Consider the following 20,652-nt stretch of genomic DNA (forward strand, 5'->3'; position numbering starts at 1 on the left):
CATAGTTTCTCCTGGTGTTACTTCGATACACCGAGAGGAACACAATGGCGCTGCCCAAGCTCATCACCGTCGAGGAGTTCTTCGATCCGCCGGTTCGCACGTCCGCGTCGATCTCGCCAGACGGAACCAAGATCGCGTACCTGGCGCCGCGAAAGAATCGTCTCAACGTATGGGTGCAGGCCGTCGATGGCAACGGCCCCGCCGACGCGCAGTGCGTCACCCGCGACGAAACCCGAAGCGTCACGGGATTTCTCTGGGTCGACGACCCGCGCTGGCTGCTATATGTGCAGGACTCCGGCGGTGACGAGAACTGGCATCTGTATCGGGTCGACTTGGACGATGCCGACGCACCGGCCACCGATCTGACTCCGTTTCCCGGCGTGCGACTGCTGGGCCTGGAGCAACCACCCGGCCGCCCCGGAAAGTTGTTCGTCCAGCTGAACCACCGCCGAATCGACCATATCGACCTCTACGAGCTCGATATCGCATCTGGTGAGCTGACCATGCTCGCCGAGAACCCCGGCGACGTCATGGCCTGGTTCTGCGGCCCTCATCACGAGGTCTTCACGCAATCGCTGACACCTGCAGGAGATATCGAGTTCTCCCGCTACGAGTCCGGGGCGCTGGAGCCTCTCGTCGTATACAACGGCGCGGACTACCCGGTGGGTATGCACCCGACCCAGATGACGCCGGACGGTACCGGGTTGTGGATGGGCTCCAGCCGTGACACCGATCGCACGCGCCTGGTCCGGCTCGACTTGGCCACCGGTGAGGAGTCGGTCGTCGACAGCCATCCGGCGTTCGACCTTTCCGCTGCCCTGGGCCTGGCGCCGTCGCTGATCCGGCATCGAAGGACCGGCGAGCTGCTGGCTGTCCGGTATCTCGGCGAGCGGCAAGAAATCCGGGTCCTCGATCGGGATTTCGCTCCGGTGTTGGAAAGGCTCCAGGAACTCTCGGACGGAGACCTCGCGGAAATTTCGTCCGACGAGAGCGGCCAACGCTGGGTGGCCAGTTTTACGCATGACCGGGAGCCCGGAGTCACCTATTTCTACGACCACGAAAAGGGCGAAAGCCGACGGCTGTTCCGTCCGTACCCGCACCTGGATCCGGCGGACCTGGCGCCCATGACGCCCGTGACGATCGCCTCGCGCGATGGTTTGGATCTGCACTCCTACCTGACCCTGCCCGTTGGGGTGGAACCCGCGGGACTTCCCCTGGTGCTGGTGGTCCACGGTGGTCCGTGGCACCGTGACAGCTGGGGATTCGATCCGTCCGTGCAGTTCCTGGCTAACCGTGGATACGCGGTGCTGCAGGTCAACTTCCGCGGATCCACCGGCTATGGCAAGGCATTCACGAAGGCGGCTATCGGCGAGTTCGCGGGCAGGATGCACGACGATCTGATCGACGCCGTCGACTGGGCAGTCAAGCAGGGCTACGCGGATCCGGGCCGCGTCGCGATCTTCGGCGGCTCGTACGGCGGGTACTCCGCACTGGTTGGGGTCACCTTCACCCCCGATGTCTTCGCAGCCGCCATCGACTACGTGGGCATCTCGGATCTCGCGAACTTCATGCGGACCCTTCCGCCGTTCGTGCGGCCGAACCTGACCAACAACTGGTACCGGTACGTCGGCGATCCCGCCGTGCCGGAGCAGGAAGCCGATATGCTCGCCCGATCGCCCATCAGCCGGGTGGATCAGATCCGCACTCCGCTGTTAGTTGCACAGGGCGCCAATGATGTTCGCGTGGTCCAGGCCGAATCCGACAACATTGTGGCAGCTCTGCGGGCTCGTCGTGTCGAGGTTGAGTACATGGTCAAGGCCGATGAGGGGCACGGGTTCCTGAACCCGGAGAACCAGATCGACCTGTTCCGCGCGACGGAACGATTCCTGGCCCGGCATCTGGGTGGACGGCAGGTACGGTGACCGAGGTTTCCGAGCTGGACGAGCGCAAGCCCACCCTGCTCGAACAGGCAGGTGGTCTGTCCGGTCTCGTCTACGCCGGTCTACCCAGTCTGACGTTTGCCTTGGGCAACAGTTCTTTTGGTTTAGCCGGAGCGATCTGGATATCCATCGCGACGGCAGCGGCGGTTGCCGCTTGGCGGTGGTTACGCAACCAGCCGCTGCAGCCCGCGATCTCCGGGCTGTTCGGGGTTGCCATCTCAGCGGCCATCGCCTATCAGGTCGGTTCGGCCAAAGGCTTTTTTCTCATGGGCATTTGGACCAATCTCATCGCCGCAGCGGTCTTCCTGGCCTCGGTGCTGGTGGGCTGGCCACTTGCGGGAGTGATCTGGCACGGTGTCACCGGCACTGGGCAGCACTGGCGCGACGATAGGCCGTCGCGGTTCGGCTTCGCGGTGGCGACTCTGGCGCTAGCGACGGTGTTCGCGTCCAGATTCGTTGTGCAGGAATGGTTGTACGCCCAGGACTCAGTGGGCTGGCTGGCCTTCGCCCGTATCGCTATGGGCTATCCGCTCTTCGGTATGGCGCTGCTGGTGGTCATCTGGGCGGTGCGGCGTTCGAAAAGGCGGGTACCTCGCCCTGATTCAGCCAGCGCGGAAGGCGATCGCGGCCGATGAGTTCACACTTGCTGGTCGCGGCCAGCGTCTGAGCCTGCCTGGTGAAATCCTGGTTGCTGACCACCATGGCGCGCGTGCAGTCGTAGTGCCGCGCACCCGCGACGACCTCTTGAACGGCCCTGACACCCACGGTCTTTGAATAACGCTTGCACTGGACGGCGACGACATCGCGCCGATTCGTGGCTATCAGGTCAACGCCGTAATCGCTGGACGCGGAGGTGGTCTCGATATGCCATCCGGCGCCATACATGCGGGCCGCGACGAACGTCTCGAAATCAAGGCCAGACATCTCGTCGATCTCGGAAAGCCCCGACAGCGTCGTGTACCGGCGCAGCTTGGCCTCATATCGGCGCCGGGTGATCGCATCGCCCAGCCCTCGCAGAGCCCATCCCGCACCCCGCAAGATCAGATACACGGCATAGGGCGATGCCAGATACGCCACCTGCGCCAGCGCGGCGAGCGCTGGGTCTCCCGTGTTCCGGTACACCAGGACGCCGGGCCACACAATCAGCGCAATGACCGGACCAGCCAACACCACGATGATCAGCGCGACCAATGCGCGCGACAGGCGGCGTCTTGCCTTAATCGCCTTACGCCTCCACCGCCGCAGCATCATTGGATGAACTTTAAGCCAGCCCTCCGACAGCTGGGCGCTGCGGACGCCCGCGTACACGGTGGCCCGTCACTGCTGGCAACTAGGGCACCAATACGCCACGCGCGGCAGGGCCTGATCACGTGAGATCCGGGTTCCGCAACGGCGGCACGGCTTTCCATGCCGACCGTAAACCCACAGCTCACGGCCGGGCCGCGGGTCAGCGGTTGTTGTCCTGCGGTGGTTGTCCTTGTTCGCAGACAACATCGCATGGGCACGCTCGACGAGACGCGCGGGATCAGCGAGGCCTCTCACCGGCGTTGTGGGCAGCAACCCGGCCAGAAAACACAGTTCGTTGCAATACACGTTGCCAATGCCCGCCATGACCCTCTGGTCGAGAAGCGTCGCACCCAGCTCATCATCTGCTCGCGCTATCAATCGCTCCAACGCGACGGCCGAATCCCAATCTGCGCCAAGAAGATCCGGGCCTAGATGGCCCACGATGTCGTTTTCTCGTTCCCGTTTGACCACATCCACAACCCCCAAGCTGATCCCGAGGGCCACCGAGTCGTCTGTCGTCAGTACCGCTCTGATTCGATGGTCCCACGTAGATACGGACCCCTGAACGGGCACGATCCGCCAGCTGCCATCCATTTTCAGGTGCGAGTGAATGCTGGCCCAACCAACGCGAATGAAGAGATGTTTTCCGCGTGCAACCACGCCGTCAACGCGTTCCCCACTCAAATCGACGGTTGCGAAGCGTGGAACACGGATATCGCAGCCAGTGAGCACCCGGCCGGTCAGTGCATCGGCCAGGCGCCGCGCCGTTCGGAAAACCGTGTCGCCTTCTGGCATTCCACCGCCCTCCTCGCGCTAGCCATCACAGGCTATCCAATACCGGACCGAGGCGATAGCGTGCCTGCCGATACGCAAAGATCAGGCAGCAGAGACGGTCTCACCCTCCACGGCCGCCGCATCGGAACTCTCGGACCGCCCCCACCGCCCGGCCAGTGCCGCGCAGGTGATCAATTGGATCTGGTGGAAGATCATCAGCGGTAGCACAATCAGGCCCACAGGGTGTCCCGCGAACAGCACAGTGGCCATCGGCAATCCGGTCGCCAAACTCTTCTTGGATCCACAGAAGATAACGACGATTCGGTCTGCCCGGTCAAACCTCAACAACCGTGCCGCCCCTGCCGTGACACCCAGCACCACCGCCAGCAGCACGATGCTGACAGCGACGACTGCCAACAGCCGAGAGATCTGCAGACCCTGCCAGACGTGCTCGACCATCCCGGCGCTGAACGCCGCATAGACCACTAAGTAGACCGAGCCACGGTCAACAACTTTGGTGAGCGTGGCGTGGGACAGAATCCGATACAGCTTGGGCCGCAACAACTGGCCGGCGACAAAGGGCAGCAGCAGCTGCACCACGATCTCCAGGATCGCGGTGGGCGAGACAGTCGCCTCCCCGGTGGTCTGCATGAGCAGCATCACCAGGACGGGAGTCATGAAGACGCCCAACATATTCGACAGCGAGGCGCTCACCACCGCAGCACCGACGTTGCCGCGTGCGATGGACGTGAAGGCTATCGAAGACTGCACCGTCGATGGCAGCAGGCACAGGTACAGCACGCCCGTGTAAAGGTCGCTGGTCAGCACCGACGGCACCAGCAGCCGCATCGCCAGCCCTAGTAACGGGAACAGCACATAGGTCGCGGCCAGCACCGTGGTGTGCAGTTTCCAGTGCTTCAGACCCTCGAGTGCCTCGCGCGGTTCCAGTCGAGTCCCGTAGAGGAAGAACAGCACCCCGATGGCGATCTTGGTCGCCCACTCGAGAACATCGGCCGCACCGCCGCGGGCCGGGAGTAGCAGCCCAATGCCCATGGCAGCGAACAGCCCCAGCAAGAAGCCGTCAATGCGAAGTTTGGCCAGCCAAGTCACACAGGCCACCGTACGAGTACAGGCACTGATTGCGAAAGTTGATAGAAGTGATATCTCTGAACGAGTATCGTGATGGCGATGCTGGATCCCGAGCTGCTTCGCACTTTTCTGACGGTTGAACGTGCGGGCGGGTTCACCTCGGCGGGCCGCATTCTCGGGCTACGCCAATCCACGGTGAGTGGACATATCGCGCGGCTGGAACAGTCCACCGGCCGAGAGCTGTTCCGCCGCGATACCCGCAATCTGGCATTGACCGCAGACGGCGCCGCGATGGTCGGATTCGCGCGCTCGATCCTCGACGCCCACACCCAGGCCGACCGCTACTTCGCGAGTTCGGAACTGACCGGACTCATCCGGCTCGGCGCCTCCGACGACCTAGTGGCCCGCGAGCTGCCCGATGTGCTTGTCGAGTTCCAGGACTCGCATCCGGGGGTGGACCTGGAACTCGTCGTCGGACTGAGTGAATACCTCAAGACGCGCATGACCGCGGGCGAGCTGGACCTGATGGTGGCCAAGCGCCTGCCGGGAGAGAAGCACGGCGAGTTGCTGTGGCGCGACAGGCTGGTGTGGGCAGGGCGGCCCAACACCCAGGACGTGCGTGACCCGGTACCCGTCGTCACCTATCCCCCGCCCAGCCTGACTCGGCACGCCGCGTTGCGAGCACTCGAGCGAGAAGGCCGGACCTGGCGCATCGCATGCGTCAGCGACAGTCAACTGGGCCTGCGGGCGGCAGCCCTCGCGGGTATGGGTGTCATCGCACACGCGGAATCCCTTTTGCCTGAAGGTCTTACCCGAGTCAGCGATGACAGCCTGCCCGACCTTGGCGAGCTGGAGTTCGTGCTGCTACGGCGGCGCAGCGTGCTGTCCGAACCCGAGCAGGCACTCTGCGACGCGATCATCGCCAGTACGCACCGCCTGCACCGGTGAACTCCAGCCCCTCGTGACCCTAACCAGTCGGTAGCGCGAAGTAGGCCACGGATCCCGCCGCAAGCGCCAGGAACACGGCCGGAAACGCGATGTTGTGCAGCACATTGCTGCGGATGTGCGCGGCCACCGCGCCGATGAAGAACGCCACCAACCCCATTGCCGCGGCAAGGCCGATCGGACGCACCCCGGCAAGACCGATGACCAGACCGACCACCCCCGCGCCCTCGACGACCGCGAGATACGGAATCCATCGCGGCGCCAATCCGACCTCACCGCAGTTCTGCACCACGAACTGTGCCTTGACCGCCTTGGCCGCCACCTCGAGTCCATTGGCGATGATGCACAGAACCGTCGTGACCAACAGTCCAACCTCGAGTATTGCCATCAGCCCTCATACCTTCCCAGCACGGTGAAGGGGCGCGGTGCCACAGGTTCAGCGGTCCATCCCGCGAGCTTGGCGCGGAAGTCGAGCGCATCCGGGATACCCAGGAGCGGGTTATCCCGACCGTCGACGAGCTGTAGTAGGAACACGAAGTCGGGACCGTCGCCGACCCTGCCCGCCGTGTACGTCATGCCCGCCGGGGCGGCCTCGCGCACCGCTGTGAACAGCGCCGCGATCGCGTCCTCCACCTCGTGCGCCCGTTCGGGATCTGTGCTGAATCGGACCATCTGTACGCTCATATATGTCTCCTATCTCGTCGGTTTCGTTGACCTCACTCCTCTTGACGACCGACATGACGGAAAGGTGACTTCTCTCGTGGATCTCATCGAAAACTTCGCGGCAGCGCGGCCGCGGCTGCTGTCCGTGGCCCACCGAATCCTGGGCTCACACCACGACGCGGAGGACGCGGTGCAGGCCGCCTGGATCCGGGCGCAGTCCGCCGACCTGAATCAGGTGGGAAATCTCGGCGGGTGGCTTACCACCGTCACCGCCCGGCTCTGCCTCGATCAGCTCCGGGCGCGCGAACGCCGCGGCGAGATTTCACTGACTGCCGACCACATCCCCGGTACGAGCCTTGCCGCCGACGAGGATTTCCTACGGCGTGAGCAGGTTTCACGTGCGATTGTCGTGGTGCTCGGCGAATTGTCCCCCAAGCGGCGTGTGGCCTACGTCCTGCACGACCTGTTCTCCGTGCCGTTCGAAGACGTCGCCGCAGTACTCGATACAACCGTCGTCTCCGCGAAGAAGCTCGCCAGTAGGGCGCGATCGCGGCTCCACGGCGCTGACCCCGCGAGAGTCAGCGACGTCGAGAACCAGCTGGAGATCGTCGATGCCTTCCTGTCGGCGGCCCGCGGCGGCGACATCGAGCTCCTGATCACCTTGATGGCCCCCGACGTGGTCCGTACCGTTGACCGCACACTCATCCCCAGTGGCACAGCGACACTCGTGCGGGGCGCCCGGGCGGTTGCCGAGGAGACGCGCACCTTCATCGACCGCATCGCCGTGGCGGCGTCGCTTCTTATCGACGGCAAGCCCGGTGCGGTTATCGCACCGGGCGGCCATCCCTTCGCCATCATCCGGATGGAAACCCACGGCGGTCTGGTAACCCGCATAGACATCGCCTCGCACGCGAGCAGTCGCGCCGAATTGTCCGCCGCCTATCGGAGGGCCAGCGGCCCTGGATCGAGCTAATATCTGGCTGCCACATCACCAGCCACACCGGACGGCACGGTGGGCGAGGCAGAAACGAGAACCGCACCGTGCAGCACGACTCTGCGACCGCGTCATCACACAACCCCGCCACTGCGTCGAACACCGTGCGCCTTGCGGTCGTCGTCGGCGCGCTCGGGGTGGTGTTCGGCGATATCGGCACGAGCCCGATCTACACCATTCAGACGGTCTTCAATCCGGCTGACCCACACCCCGTGCCGGTAAGCACGAACAACGTGTACGGCATCGTGTCGTTGATCTTCTGGTCGGTGATGGCGATCGTGACGTTCACCTACGTCACGCTGGTGATGCGCGCGGACAATGACGGCGAGGGCGGCATCATGGCGCTCATCACGCTGCTAACACGCTGGGGCGGCAAACAAGGGCGCCGCGGGGCCCTGGTGCTGGCCGGCGTCGGGCTCTTTGGCGCCGCCCTGTTTTTCGGCGACAGCATGATCACCCCTGCTATCTCCGTGCTCTCGGCAGTCGAGGGCGTGAAGGTCATTCAGCCCGATCTGGAAGCGTGGATCGTCCCCATCACCGCGGTGATCATCGTCGCCTTGTTCGCCGTGCAACGCCATGGCACCGCCCTCATCGGGCGGTTCTTCGGGCCGGTGATGATCCTCTGGTTCCTGGCGATCGGCACCTGCGGAATCACCGGCATCGCCGCGCATCCGGAGATCCTCAGGGCACTCTCACCCACCTACGCAATCGGTTTCATGGTCGGGCATTTTCACATCGCCTTCTTCGCACTCGCGGCCGTGGTGCTCTCGGTGACGGGTGCCGAGGCGCTGTACGCCGATATGGGGCACTTCGGACGCAAGGCCATCACCTATGGGTGGCTCGGCCTGGCGCTGCCCGCACTGACCTTGAGCTACTTCGGTCAGGGCGCCCTGATCCTGGGCGATCAATCCGCCATCAGCGCACCGTTCTTCTTGTTGACGCCCGAGTGGGCCCGCTTGCCGATCGTGCTGCTCGCCACCGCGGCGACGGTGATCGCCTCGCAGTCGGTGATCACCGGTGCGTACTCGGTGGCATCGCAAGCAGTTCAGCTCGGTTACCTGCCGCGGTTGCGGATTACCCACACCTCGGAATCCACGATCGGCCAGATTTACGTGCCGTGGATCAATTGGGTGCTGATGGTCTCCGTACTGACGCTGGTGTTCGCGTTCCAATCCTCGGCCGCGCTGGCGTACGCCTTCGGCATGGCGGTGACCGGCACCATCACGATCACGACCCTGCTGTTCTTCTATGTCGCCCGCATCCGCTGGAATACCCCGCTCTGGCTGCTGCTGCTCGGCGCGGGCGCGCTGCTGACCATCGACCTGCTGTTCCTGGCGGCGAACATGACCAAGCTGGTTCATGGGGCCTGGCTGCCGCTCTTGATCGCGTTGACCGCGTTCACGGTGATGACGACATGGGAGCGTGGCCGCACCATCGTGACGCCCGCCCGTGAACAGGCCGAAGGCCCACTGCGCGCATTCGTCGACCGCATCAACGCGGGCGCCACGCACGTGGTGCGGGTGCCCGGAACCGCGGTGTTCCTCAACCGGAGCAAGGACACCACGCCACTCGCGATGCGCGCCAACGTCGAACACAACCATGTGCTGCATGAGCACGTCGTCATTCTGTCGATCGAGACATCGCCGGTTCCCCGTGTGGAAGACGCCGCCCGGACGAGCATCGACAATCTCGGATACGCCGAAGACGGGATCATTCACGTCACGGCACGATTCGGATACATGGAGACCCCAAACGTCCCCCACGCACTGGGGCTACTCGACCCCGCGCAGACCGAGGGACAAGCCATCCCGATCGACGAGGCCACGTACTTCCTCTCGAAACTGGAACTTGGGAGGGGCACAGCACCGACGATGGCCCGGTGGCGTAAGCAGCTGTTCCTCGCCACATCGCATATCACCGCAGACGCTGCCGAGTATTTCGGACTGCCCAGGGACCGCACGGTCATCATGGGCTCGCGCATCGACGTGTGAGGTTTCCCATCTAATCTGGAATAAATCCAGATTAGATGGGATTGTCTTAAGTATGAGTACGACAGCCCGCACCCCCGAATCCGACGTCACAAACTTCCAGGCATCACCGGAAATGGCCGGCCACCTGCAACAAGTCCTGGTCGACCTGATCGAGCTTCACCTGCAGGGCAAGCAGGCGCACTGGAACGTCGTGGGAAGTAACTTCCGCGACCTGCACCTCCAGCTCGACGAGCTCATCGACTTCGCCCGCGAGTCCAGCGACACCGTCGCCGAGCGGATGCGTGCACTCGACGCATTGCCCGATGGCCGTTCGGACACGGTGGCGGCCAGCACGACGCTGCCGGAATTCCCGCCCTACGAACGCAGCACCGGTGATGTGGTCGATCTGATCACCACCCGCATCTACGCCGCGGTGAAGACGCTACGCGCAGTGCACGATTCGGTGGACGACGAAGACCCGACCACCGCCGACATCCTGCATCAGCTCATCGATGGGCTGGAGAAGCTGGCCTGGCTGATCAAGTCCGAGAATCGGAAGGTGTAGCCGCTTACGCGATGATGGACCGATGCATGCTGTGAAACGCTTCGCGACGATCATCGGTCTACTCATCGCGGTTCTGGTCTGGGGCCCCAACCCCGGACTGGCTCACGCGGCCGATGCCTCACCTGCCGGAGACATCCTCTCGCTGGGTGATCCGGCGGCTCCCGGGCAGATCGATCTGTACTTGGATCCGTTGTGCCCCTACAGCGGAAAGATGGTTCAAAGCCAGGGCGACGAGATCGGGCGGCGCCTGGAATCAGGCAAGCTGCACATCAACCTCAGGTTCGTGGACTTCCTCGACAAGTACTCGGCCAGCGGAACGTACGACAGCCGCGCGATCTATGCGGCGTTCGTCGTGGCCGACCAGTCACGGTCGAGTGATACGACATGGCGCTTCATCCAGCGGTTCTACGCGAAAGATCAGCAGCCCGAGGAAGAAGGGGACACCGACCTCAGTAATGACCAGCTGGCAGAGCTTGCCAACCATGTCGACGCTCCCCAGGTCGCGCAGGACCTCATCAGGGTCGGCCTGCCGGTTCCCTTTGACGCCCGCGTCATCGCGGCGAACAACCTTCCGCTGCTGCGGGCCTTCCCCAAATCCGGGGTGCCTATGGTCGTGATCGACAACCAGCCCGTCGACGGCGAATCGGACTGGCTGCGTAGAACGCCGCGGTAGCGGCGTAGCTCTGCGAGATACTGGCACCGTGTCCGTGAACTCGAAGGTCTCGCGCTCGTGGCTTCTGGTGAGCCCCTCGCGCGAGCCTGACCTCAACGCCGCCGTCACGTCCACCAATGCCGACGAGGTGATCCTGGACCTGGAAGACGCCGTCGCACCCAATGAGAAGCAGCCGGCACGCGAACGCGTGATGGAATACCTCAACTCCGGCGGACAGGCTTGGGTACGCGTCAACGATGCATCAAGCGAGTTCTGGTCGGCCGACTGCCGGACTCTCGCCGATGCCCGCGGCCTGAAAGGCGTGGTACTCGCCAAGACCGAGGGCGGAAACCACATGTGGGACACCGCAAACCGCCTGGGTGGCGACACTCCGGTGATCGCGCTGATCGAAACCGCGCGCGGCATGTCCCGCGTACACGACATCGCGGCCGCCCGCCCCTGCTTTCGCATCGCCTTTGGCGTCAACGACTACACGCTCGATATCGGCATCGAGCAAGACCCGTTAGCCTTGGCGTACAGCCGCTCTCAGCTCGTAGTGGCTTCGCGTGCCGCACATATCCCAGGGCCAATCGACGGGCCGACTCGTGACCCGGACCAGTTGGCCGAGGGGGTCGCGCTGACTCGCCAGATGGGCATGACGGGAAAGCTGGCACTCCACTCGGCGGATGCCGACACCATCAACAAGGGGCTGAGCCCTTCCGATGAGGACGTGTCATGGGCGCGAGACTTCGTCGAACAGTTCAACAGTCACGGCGGAAAGCCCAAGGACGGTAGCGATCTGCCTCGACTGAACCGCGCCCGAATCATCCTGGAGCGAGCACGGATGCTCGGCCTGATCACGTCCTAGCGGTAAGCCGTGACAGCGCCGCCACGGTGAGTGCCTCGATCCCGGTGCTGAGCGTGGGTTCCAGGACCGGCGCGAACTCCGGGGAATGGTTGGACGGGACCGGTTTTCCGGCCGTCGCGGCATCTTCAAAACGCTGCTGCGTGTACCCGCCCCAAAACCAGAATGCGGTGGGGACACCGGCGGTAGTCCCGAAGAATCCGACATCCTCACTGCCCGCCAGTGGATTCGGAGACTCGATCACCCGATCGGCACCGAAGTACTCACGGAACACCGCGGCGATCGCCTGCATCGCGGCATCGTCGACGACGGTGACCGGGAAGGTGTGCATTGAGGTCACCGCCGGTTCCTTGTCGGCACCCGAGGCCGTCGACTCGGCCTGCGCGATCCGCGTGATGGAGGCCAACGTCTTTGTGCGGACATCCTCGGTGAAGGTACGGACGTTGATGCCGAGTTCGGCGTCGTCGGGAATGATGTTGTCCTTCGCCCCGGCGTGCAGGTATCCGACGGTGACCACCGCGGGCTCGAACGGGGACAGCTCGCGCGACACGATGGTCTGCAGCCGCTGCACCACATTCGAGGCCATCACCACCGGATCGATTGTCGATTCCGGTTGCGAGCCATGCCCACCCCGGCCGAACAGCTGCATCTTGAGGGAATCCGAGGCCGCGAGCGCCGTACCCGTCTTGTACGCGATCATCCCCGCCGGCAGCGGGCCGACGTGCTGACCGAGAACGACCTCGGGCCTGGGGAACCGATCGAGGATGCCGTCAGCGATCATCGCCTTCGCGCCGCCGCCCACTTCTTCGGCGGGCTGAAAGACCGCGACTACCGTTCCCGACCATTGCTTCTGGAGTTCGTTGAGCAGCCGAAGGGCGCCCACCAGCGCGGTGACGTGCATATCGTGCCCGCACGCATGCATGACCGGAACATCCCTGCCATCGGGGTTGGTGGCGCGCTCGGTGCTGGCATAAGGGAGGCCGGTCTGCTCCTGCACCGGGAGCCCGTCGAAGTCGGCTCGCAGCCACACCACCGGGCCGGTTCCGTTGCGAAGTACCGCAACAACGCCGGTACCACCGATACCCGCCGTCACCTCCAACCCGAGCGGCGCGATGATCTCCTGGATCTTTCCCGCCGTGCGGTGTTCCTGGAACGACAATTCCGGATGCTGATGCAGGTCTCGGTAGAAGTCGGCCAACTCCCCCAAGTCCTCAGCCCAGTTGTCGGGCAGCGTGATCGCCATGTGGCCTCCCACTCTGTGTGCTTCAGCGACTCAGTTCGACAATACGGCGATCGTCACCACCTACCCTCGGATACGTGAGCCAATCCATCGACGCCGAACTTTCCGTCGACGCCATCGTCGTCGGCGGTGGGATGTCGGGCGCATCGATTGCCTACGAACTGGCTGAGCACCGAACCGTCGCATTACTGGAGCGCGAATCGACCCTCGCGTTCCACACGACCGGACGGTCCGCCGCGACCTTCATCGAGAACTACGGGAATCCCGTCATCCGAATGTTGACGTCGGCCAGCCGCGATTTCTTCACCGATCCCCGTGAGGGTTTCGAGGCTCCACTCGCGACCTCCTTGCCGTTGTTGATCATCGCCGATGAAGCGCATGCGGACACACTTCGGGAAGGTCATCGGGAAGCCTCCGGGCAGGGTTGTCACACGGAGCTGGTGGACGGCGCGGTCGCCGAGCAGATCAACCCCTACCTGCGCCCGGGGCACATCCGATTGGCGACGGTCGACCGCACACCGATGGAGCTCGACGTCCATGGGCTGCATCAGGGATATGTGCGCGGATTCCGCCGGCGCGGCGGAATCATCGTCAAGTCGGCTCCCATCGTGAGCAGCAGCCGCCATCAGGGCAGGTGGGTCCTGCGGGATTCCTCCGGACGTGCCTTTGAGGCGGCGACCGTCGTGAACGCCGCCGGGGCGTGGTGCGATGAACTCGCGCGCACCATGGGTGCTCGTCCGGTGGGAATCCAGCCACTTCGACGCACCGCGTTCATGGTGTCCGCACCGCAGGCGAATCCCACCGGCTCGCTTCCCATGACCCTGGATGTCTCCGACAGCTTCTATTTCAAACCCGATGGCGCCCAATTCCTCTGCTCGCCCGCCGACGAGACACTTCAGTCACCCGGAGACCCACGACCGGACGAACTCGAGATGGCCCGGGCGATCGGGATGATCAATGAGGCGACCACTCTCGGCATTCGGAGTGTGAATTCGGCCTGGGCAGGACTGCGGTCCTTCACCTCCGACCGCAGTCCAGTCGTGGGCGAAGACCCGGATGTCGAGGGCTTCTTCTGGTACGCCGCCCAGGGCGGCTACGGCATCCAGATGGCCCCCGCCCTTGCTCGAGTGGGGGCGGCGCTCGCCACCGGCAATCCCCTCCCCGAGGAGCTAGCCGCGCGGGGTCTGACCTCCTCGATGCTGGCACCTGATCGCGACTCACTGCGTGCCCGTCCCTAGCGGCCACGTCCACGCTCCCGGACCGCGCTCGGCGAATCCTGTTATCGTCGGCCACGATGGTGAACATGGATCGACGCCGCATGATGGCGTTCTCAGGGCTTGGCATGTTGGCAGCAGCGGTTTCCATGCCGGAGGCGTGGGCGCAGCCGTCACCACAGAAACCACCGCCCGCCCGCCCGCGGCTCCTCCGACCGGCAAGTACGTCTTCGTCGACGAGTTTGACGGACCAGCCGGGTCCGCGCCCGATGGATCCAAGTGGGCGATCTCGAAGGCTCGCGAGTCCATGAAGGACCCGACCTTTTGGGAGCTCCCCGAAAATGTCGGCCAGTATCGAGACGATCGCAAGAACGTCTTCCTCGACGGCAACTCGAACCTGGTCATCAAGGCCGCAAAAGAAGGCAACACGTACTACGGCGGCAAGATCTACAGCACGACCGAACTGGGTGTCGGCTATACCTGGGAAGCGCGCATTAAGTTCAACTGCCTGACCCCGGGCGCGTGGCCCGCGTTCTGGCTCGGCAGTGATCAGGACGGTGAGATCGACATCGTCGAGTGGTACGGCAACGGCAGCTGGCCGGCCGCAACCACCGTGCATGCCAAGGCAAACGGCTCAGAATGGAAGACCCACAACCTGTCCCTGGACAACGCGTGGCACACCTGGCGCACCCAGTGGGACGACAAGGGCATTCGGTTCTGGAAGGACTACACCGACGGAGCGGCACCGTATTTCGAGGTTGCCGCCAACTCCCTGGCGGACTGGCCGTTCAACAATCCTGGACACAAGGCATTTCCCGTGCTGAACCTGGCCGTGGCCGGATCCGGTGGCGGCGATCCCCGCGGTGGCACCTACCCCGCGGAGATGCTCGTCGACTGGATACGTGTCTGGTAGCTCAGCTGCCGATGCGCTCGTCGTGCGACTCCCACATGTCGCGCCATTCAGCTTCTTCGTCCTGTTTGTCGTGATGCTGATCCGTGGACGGTTCCGTGAGGGTGATCGCCGGGTGCGGCAACGAGAAGAAATCACCTTTTCCCTGTGCCGAGCGATGCTGACCGGTATCGAGGTAGCAGTACCCCAGTCCCGAGAGCTCTGCGGTCCGGTCTGACCTCTCAAGGTAATGAAGTACGTTCTGAGCGGCCGCTTTTGCACCATTCTTTGCGAAGATGGCGGCCTTCGGCAGAGGCCTGCCGGACGGCGACATCACCGACACAGCGTCACCGATCGCCCAGATGCCCTCATACGGGGTCTGCATCGTCTGCGCGTCGACGCCGATCCACTCGGGTCCATCGATGGTGACTGACGGCTTATGCGGCGGCACGAACACCAACAAGTCGAAACTCGCCGTAGTGCCGTCCCTGAACACGACAACCTTCTCGTCGGGGTCGATGCGTTCCGTGGTGTGTTCGCCATGGAAGCTGATCTCGTTGTCGCTGAGCAGCTGTACCAGCTGCGGCCCCGCGTAGGGGCCGGCAGAGGGCATGGGGTGCTTCTCCGGCGTATAGACGCTGATGTCTACACCCGTCCGTATGCCCTTGTCGTTCAAGAAATCCGAGGCCAGCAGGGCTCCCTCGTAAGGAGCCACCGGACAGCGGTAGGGCTGCGATGTCACCAGGAAGACGAGCTTGCTTCCGGAGAAGTTTTCCAGTGCGCGCCTGGCGTCACCGGCCGCGGCGACGCCGTAGTAGTGCACCGCGTCACCCCGGGCGGCCGCTTCACTCAAGCCCGGAATCTTGTCGAGGGCATTGCGCGCGCCCGTGGCGATGACAAGCGCGTCAAAGTCCAGAGTTGACGAGTCGGACAAGGTCACGGTGCGCGTGTTGGGATCGATGCCGGCGACGGATCCCGTCACGGCGGTTACTCCCGACAGCGCCTCGGAACTCGGCCGAATGGGCACACTGCCCGCGTCGCGCCAGCCTCGCATCACCCACGGCAAGGTAAATCCCAGAAAGTGGGTGAAGTCCTCATCCACAATGGTGATATCGAGGTCACCCAGCGGTACGTGGGCCTGGCGCAGTTCGTTGATCACGCTCAGCCCGCCGATTCCGGCACCCAGGACGACAACCTTCTTCATGTTCTACGCTCCTTTTTCCTGAACAGGCCCCTGTACACAGGAGCAGACGGTGGTGTGCCGTGTCCGCCACACCATTGATCTTCGGGGACTGTGCTTTTCACGGATTGAACGTGGAGACCGCAGCCAGACCACGTGGTCTTGGAACAGACGGAGCACGTCACTGCATGACACATGATCGGCACTAATGCGCCGGGCGCGGACGCTGCAGCTGCGTGAACTCCGGCACTCGCGAAAGCGCGGTAACCGCGTCAAACAACGCGTGCGCAGTGCTCTGCTCCGGCAACGCCGTCAAGACGGGGCCGAAGAACGTACGGCCGTTGACCTGCAGTAGCGGGCTGCCGCCAACATCTCCCAATGCCCGCTGCCCGGCCTCGTGAGAGGAACGGACCAGTGCGTCCAGCGAGGTGTCCGACAGCGAATCGCTTGATGTCGACAGGGGCGCGACTGCCCCCAATACCCGAGCGGCCAGATCGGCACCGACAGGCACCGACTCGTCGAAATACAGTGCACCGAAGGCGAAATACGCCGTGTGCAAGCCCTGCCGGCCCAACTCGCGCTGGATTCCGGCCATCAGCCTCCCCACCTGCCGCGAGTCATTCATCCGTGCTTGCTGTGCGGGCGGCAGCTCCTTGCCCTCGTTCAAGACAGCCAGATTCATCAGCTGCCAGTCGACCGAGGTACCGGACTGGCCCGCGACCGCATCCAGCCAACGCGCGGTGTTCCACGAAAACGGGCATACCGGGTCGAGCCAGATCCTCAGGTCGAACCTACGGCTGTGTGCGGCACTGCCATCTGCGGACATGCGGCATCTCCCATCACTGTGAAGCAAGACCGATAACTAGGACCGTGGAGGTGTCGGTCCGCTGGTTCGTTCTGCCACCGTTTATACCATACCCCCCACGGTATATGCCCGGAGTCAGATGTTGCGGCAGATTTTGGATATATACCGTAGGGGGTATGGTATCTATTGAGTAAGACTCGGCCCTGCCATAGGGCCCGCCCGCGATCTGCGGTCACCCGGCGCAAGTCAGCAGGACACAGGTCATGGCCTAAAACTATTGAGCGACAACAGAAAGGCGGCCTAAGAGTGCGGGCAGCGATAGTTACCGTGTTGAAACGGGCGTGGGTAGCGATGGTCGTTGGGTGCGCGGTTGGCCTCGGCGCGGTCGCCGTCAACCACCTGCGTGGCGCGTTCGGCTCCGAACCAATCTTCTCGGCCACCGGCAGCAGCGCAGAACCACTCGTGTCATCCACGATCAAGCAGGTGCGATACGAGATCTACGGACCCAGCGGCACCACAGGTGCGGTGAGCTACCTGGACAAGAACGCTCAGCCACAACGGGCCGATTTCAGCAGCTTGCCATGGACCTACACGATTGAGACCACCGTACCCGCTGTCATCGCCAGTGTTGTGGCACAAGGGAATAGCGCCGCCATAGGGTGTCGAATCACCGTGAACGGACACATCGAAGATGAGCAGTCCACAGACGGGCGCGACGCCCAAACCTCGTGTCTGGTGAAAGCCGCATGAACACCGACCACGGAAAACGCCCGGCCTTCATGCGGTTCGTGCGCCGATTCGCGGTGCCGATCCTGCTGGGATGGCTGCTACTGACGGTGGCAGTGAACGTGCTGGTGCCGCCGATTGAATCGGTGGCACGAGATCATGCGGTGACGATGTCGCCGCATGACGCGCCGGCCATGATCGCGGCTAAACACATCGGCCAGAAATATCGCGAATCCGATTCCGACAGCATCGCGATGATCGTGCTCGAGGGCGATAACCCCCTCGGCGAATCGGCACGCCGCTATTACGACACCCTGGTGCACGCGCTGCAGGCCGACCCCGAGCATGTGCAGCACGTGCAAAACGTATGGGGAGACCCGCTGACCGCTGCCGGTGCCCAGAGCCGTGACGGCAAAGCCGCATATGTCCAGCTCAACCTTGCCGGCGACCAGGGCAGCACGCTTGGAAACAAGTCTGTCGACGCGGTCCGCAAGATCGTGGACCGTTCAGCGCCGCCCGCAGGCCTGGCGGTGTATGTCACCGGCCCGGCGGCGCTGACCACGGACATGAACGAGGCCGCTGATAAGAGCATGCTCGTCATGATGGGCGTGACGGGCGCGGTCATCATGATCATGCTTCTCGTCACGTACCGATCCATCAGCACGATGCTGCTTGTTCTGGTCATGGTCGGCTTCGAGATGGGCACCGCCAGAGGCGTTGTCGCGATTCTCGGTAACTACGACCTACTGGGATTCTCGACATTCGTGGTCGCCATGTTGTCCTCATTGGCGATCGCCGCGGGTACCGACTACGCCATCTTTCTCATCGGCCGTTATCAGGAAGCACGCCAAGCCGGCCAGGACCGAGAAACAGCGTATTACACCATGTTTCGGGGTACATTCCACATCATCCTGGGCTCTGGGCTGACCATCGCCGGGGCGACCCTGTGCCTGCACTTGGCACGCCTGTCGTATTTCAAGGCACTAGGTATTCCGTCCGCACTGGGACTGCTTGTGGTCGTGGCGGGTGCGCTCACCGCCGCACCCGCTGTGGTTGTCATAGCCAGCCGCTTTGGGCTGCTTGATCCCAAGCGGGCTGTGAAGGTTCGGCGCTGGCGGCGTATCGGCACCGCCACGGTGCGCTGGCCAGGCGCGGTGTTTGCCGCCTCACTGGCCATAGCGCTCATCGGTGTCGCCATCATGCCAACCATGAAGGTCAGTTACAACGATCGGTTCTATATACCGGCCTCCCTGCCGTCGAACGTCGGATACGCGGCCGCCGAACGCCATTTCAGTGCCGCCACAATGAATCCCGATATTCTGATGGTCGAGAGCGATCACGACATGCGCAATAGCGGAGACATGCTCATCCTGGACAAGATCGCCAAGGACGTGTTCCGTTCACCCGGAATCGCGATGGTGCAAAGCATCACCCGCCCCTTGGGCGGTCCGATCGAGCACACCTCCATACCGTTTCAGATCAGCGCCCAGTCGATTCCGATCCAGCAGAATCTTCAATTCATGAAGGACCGTACAGCCGACATGCTCACCATGAGTGAAGATCTCGGTTCCATGATCGGCTCCATGCAACGCATGCAATCCCTGCTGGGCCAGATGAGCAACGCGACTCACCGCATGACCACGGATATGACAGACGCGCAGGCGACGCTGAACGAAATTCGGGACCATCTGGCCGAGTTCGACGACGTCATACGGCCCCTGCGCAACTATTTCTACTGGGAGCAGAACTGTTTCGACATCGCGGTGTGCTCGGCCATACGTTCGGTATTCGACGCGATGGACGGTGTCGACACGTTCAGTGACAAGATGCGCGCACTGACCGCAGACATCGGAAATGTCGGCGCGATCATTCCCCAGATGAGTGCGCAGTTCCCCACGATCATCGCCGTGGCCAAGTCCATGCAGGGGACTCTGCTGACGATGCATAGCAGCTTCGCCAACCTGGTCACACAGATGGCGCAGATGACCGATACTGCCAGCGCGATGGGCCAAGCCTTCGACGCCTCCCGCAGCGGGGACTACTTCTACCTACCACCAGAAGCGTTTCAGAATCCCGATTTTCAGCGTGGTCTGCAGCTGTTCCTGTCGCCCGACGGCAAAGCTGCACGCTTCATCATCACCCATGACAAGGACCCGGCCACCCCCGCAGGAATCTCCTCAGTCATCCCCGAATTGGAGGCCGCCCATCAAGCCGTCAAGGGGACCGCCCTGACCGACGCCGAGTTCTACCTCACCGGCACCGCCGCGATCTACCGCGACATTCAATCCGGCTCTCACTATGATCTGTTGATCGTCGGAATCGCTGCCGTAACACTGATTTTCGCTGTGATGATGCTCATCACACGTGCGCTGGTCGCCTCGCTAGTAATCGTCGGCACCGTACTGCTATCCCTCGGCGCCGCATTCGGGCTCTCGGTGCTGGTGTGGCAACACATTTTCGGTCTCGAGCTCAACTGGATCGCGCCGGTCTTCGGCCTGATCATCCTGTTGGCCGTCGGATCCGACTACAACCTGCTGCTCGTATCCCGCTTCCAGGAAGAGATCGGTGCGGGACTCAAGACCGGCATCATCCGCTCAATGGGAGAAACCGGCGGAGTCGTCACGTCCGCGGGACTGGTATTCGCGTTCACGATGATGTCCATGGCTGCAAGCGATTTGAGCTCAATCGGCCAAGCCGGAAGCACGATCGGTTTGGGTCTACTGTTCGACACACTCATCGTGCGGTCTCTGATGACCCCGTCCATCGCTGGGCTGCTCGGCCCATGGTTCTGGTGGCCACTGAAAGTCCGCACGCGCCCTATACCCAGGAGGGTATAGTGTCAATAGCTCGGGAC

The 20,652-nt window shown here is 63.3% G+C and carries 20 protein-coding genes and 1 pseudogene; 12 read left to right on the forward strand and 9 right to left on the reverse strand.

Features of this window, described 5'->3' with window-relative positions:
• Positions 1–44 precede the first annotated feature (44 nt).
• Together B4394_RS08280 and B4394_RS08285 are read left to right on the forward strand one after the other, a co-directional pair.
• Positions 45–1,922, forward strand: a complete 1,878-nt coding sequence (locus B4394_RS08280; protein ID WP_078314712.1) for a S9 family peptidase — start codon at positions 45–47, stop codon at positions 1,920–1,922.
• Entirely contained in the window at positions 1,919–2,575 is a 657-nt protein-coding gene (locus B4394_RS08285; RefSeq protein ID WP_078314713.1) for a DUF3159 domain-containing protein, read from the forward strand. Before B4394_RS08280 ends, B4394_RS08285 begins: the two co-directional genes overlap by 4 nt.
• On the opposite strand, the gene B4394_RS08290 is transcribed toward B4394_RS08285, so the two are convergent.
• The 3 genes from B4394_RS08290 to B4394_RS08300 form a co-directional block, all read right to left on the reverse strand.
• On the reverse strand, positions 2,496–3,191 hold the full coding sequence (locus B4394_RS08290; RefSeq protein WP_078312100.1) for a restriction endonuclease: 696 nt from the start codon (positions 3,189–3,191) through the stop codon (positions 2,496–2,498). The two genes, B4394_RS08285 and B4394_RS08290, sit on opposite strands and share 80 nt — an antisense overlap.
• Before the next feature lie 66 nt (positions 3,192–3,257).
• Positions 3,258–4,022, reverse strand: coding sequence for an endonuclease VIII Nei2 (gene nei2 / locus B4394_RS08295; protein WP_078314714.1), 765 nt, complete (start codon positions 4,020–4,022; stop codon positions 3,258–3,260).
• 81 nt (positions 4,023–4,103) lie between these two features.
• Positions 4,104–5,111 (reverse strand): bile acid:sodium symporter family protein, encoded by a 1,008-nt coding sequence (locus B4394_RS08300; protein ID WP_078314715.1) that lies wholly within the window; start codon positions 5,109–5,111, stop codon positions 4,104–4,106.
• Positions 5,112–5,183: 72 nt separating this feature from the next.
• On the opposite strand from B4394_RS08300, the gene B4394_RS08305 reads away from it, so the two are divergent.
• The gene (locus tag B4394_RS08305) at positions 5,184–6,038 is read left to right on the forward strand and encodes a LysR family transcriptional regulator (RefSeq protein WP_078312097.1); all 855 of its coding nucleotides are present in this window, start codon (positions 5,184–5,186) and stop codon (positions 6,036–6,038) included.
• Between the two features lie 19 nt (positions 6,039–6,057).
• On the opposite strand, the gene B4394_RS08310 is transcribed toward B4394_RS08305, so the two are convergent.
• Positions 6,058–6,423, reverse strand: a complete 366-nt coding sequence (locus tag B4394_RS08310) for a DoxX family protein (protein WP_078314716.1) — start codon at positions 6,421–6,423, stop codon at positions 6,058–6,060.
• A complete protein-coding gene (locus tag B4394_RS08315; RefSeq protein ID WP_078312095.1) occupies positions 6,423–6,719 on the reverse strand; it encodes a hypothetical protein in 297 nt (98 codons plus the stop codon). The genes B4394_RS08310 and B4394_RS08315 overlap by 1 nt, the downstream gene beginning before the upstream one ends.
• 76 nt (positions 6,720–6,795) lie before the next feature.
• Here B4394_RS08315 and B4394_RS08320 point away from each other — a divergent pair, with 76 nt between their 5' ends.
• The 5 genes from B4394_RS08320 (at position 6,796) to B4394_RS08340 (ending at position 11,747) form a co-directional block, all read left to right on the forward strand.
• Positions 6,796–7,671 (forward strand): sigma-70 family RNA polymerase sigma factor, encoded by an 876-nt coding sequence (locus tag B4394_RS08320; protein WP_078314717.1) that lies wholly within the window; start codon positions 6,796–6,798, stop codon positions 7,669–7,671.
• A gap of 68 nt (positions 7,672–7,739) precedes the next feature.
• Entirely contained in the window at positions 7,740–9,683 is a 1,944-nt protein-coding gene (locus B4394_RS08325; protein WP_078314718.1) for a KUP/HAK/KT family potassium transporter, read from the forward strand.
• Between the two features lie 52 nt (positions 9,684–9,735).
• Entirely contained in the window at positions 9,736–10,227 is a 492-nt protein-coding gene (locus tag B4394_RS08330; RefSeq protein ID WP_078314719.1) for a Dps family protein, read from the forward strand.
• 22 nt (positions 10,228–10,249) lie between these two features.
• Positions 10,250–10,900: a DsbA family protein gene (locus tag B4394_RS08335; RefSeq protein WP_078314720.1), complete on the forward strand. Its 651-nt coding sequence runs from the start codon at positions 10,250–10,252 to the stop codon at positions 10,898–10,900.
• Between the two features lie 34 nt (positions 10,901–10,934).
• Positions 10,935–11,747, forward strand: coding sequence for an HpcH/HpaI aldolase/citrate lyase family protein (locus tag B4394_RS08340; RefSeq protein WP_078314766.1), 813 nt, complete (start codon positions 10,935–10,937; stop codon positions 11,745–11,747).
• Here B4394_RS08340 and B4394_RS08345 read toward each other — a convergent pair.
• The gene (locus tag B4394_RS08345) at positions 11,737–12,987 is read right to left on the reverse strand and encodes a M20 family metallopeptidase (protein WP_078314721.1); all 1,251 of its coding nucleotides are present in this window, start codon (positions 12,985–12,987) and stop codon (positions 11,737–11,739) included. The genes B4394_RS08340 and B4394_RS08345 overlap by 11 nt on opposite strands.
• A 74-nt stretch (positions 12,988–13,061) precedes the next feature.
• On the opposite strand from B4394_RS08345, the gene B4394_RS08350 reads away from it, so the two are divergent.
• Positions 13,062–14,222: an NAD(P)/FAD-dependent oxidoreductase gene (locus B4394_RS08350; protein WP_078314722.1), complete on the forward strand. Its 1,161-nt coding sequence runs from the start codon at positions 13,062–13,064 to the stop codon at positions 14,220–14,222.
• A gap of 56 nt (positions 14,223–14,278) precedes the next feature.
• Positions 14,279–15,111 (forward strand): annotated as a pseudogene (locus B4394_RS08355) (glycoside hydrolase family 16 protein).
• Between the two features lies 1 nt (position 15,112).
• On the opposite strand, the gene B4394_RS08360 reads toward B4394_RS08355, so the two are convergent.
• Genes B4394_RS08360 through B4394_RS08370 form a run of 3 tightly spaced genes read right to left on the reverse strand, consistent with a single transcriptional unit; the run spans position 15,113 to position 17,093 of the window.
• Complete coding sequence (locus B4394_RS08360) at positions 15,113–16,291, reverse strand: NAD(P)/FAD-dependent oxidoreductase (RefSeq protein ID WP_078314723.1); 1,179 nt, start codon at positions 16,289–16,291, stop codon at positions 15,113–15,115.
• Complete coding sequence (locus B4394_RS25995; protein ID WP_502688428.1) at positions 16,288–16,464, reverse strand: DUF8730 family Cys-rich protein; 177 nt, start codon at positions 16,462–16,464, stop codon at positions 16,288–16,290. The genes B4394_RS08360 and B4394_RS25995 overlap by 4 nt, the downstream gene beginning before the upstream one ends.
• A gap of 8 nt (positions 16,465–16,472) precedes the next feature.
• Positions 16,473–17,093, reverse strand: a complete 621-nt coding sequence (locus B4394_RS08370) for a mycothiol-dependent nitroreductase Rv2466c family protein (protein WP_078314724.1) — start codon at positions 17,091–17,093, stop codon at positions 16,473–16,475.
• A 330-nt stretch (positions 17,094–17,423) separates the two neighbouring features.
• Between B4394_RS08370 and B4394_RS08375 the strand changes: the two genes are divergently transcribed.
• Both B4394_RS08375 and B4394_RS08380 read left to right on the forward strand, forming a co-directional pair.
• Complete coding sequence (locus B4394_RS08375; RefSeq protein ID WP_286141988.1) at positions 17,424–17,822, forward strand: MmpS family transport accessory protein; 399 nt, start codon at positions 17,424–17,426, stop codon at positions 17,820–17,822.
• A complete protein-coding gene (locus tag B4394_RS08380; RefSeq protein WP_078314725.1) occupies positions 17,819–20,635 on the forward strand; it encodes an MMPL/RND family transporter in 2,817 nt (938 codons plus the stop codon). The genes B4394_RS08375 and B4394_RS08380 overlap by 4 nt, the downstream gene beginning before the upstream one ends.
• Positions 20,636–20,652: the final 17 nt, after the last annotated feature.

The sequence above is a fragment of the Mycobacterium sp. D16Q16 genome (assembly GCF_002013745.1).
Classification (GTDB): domain Bacteria; phylum Actinomycetota; class Actinomycetes; order Mycobacteriales; family Mycobacteriaceae; genus Mycobacterium.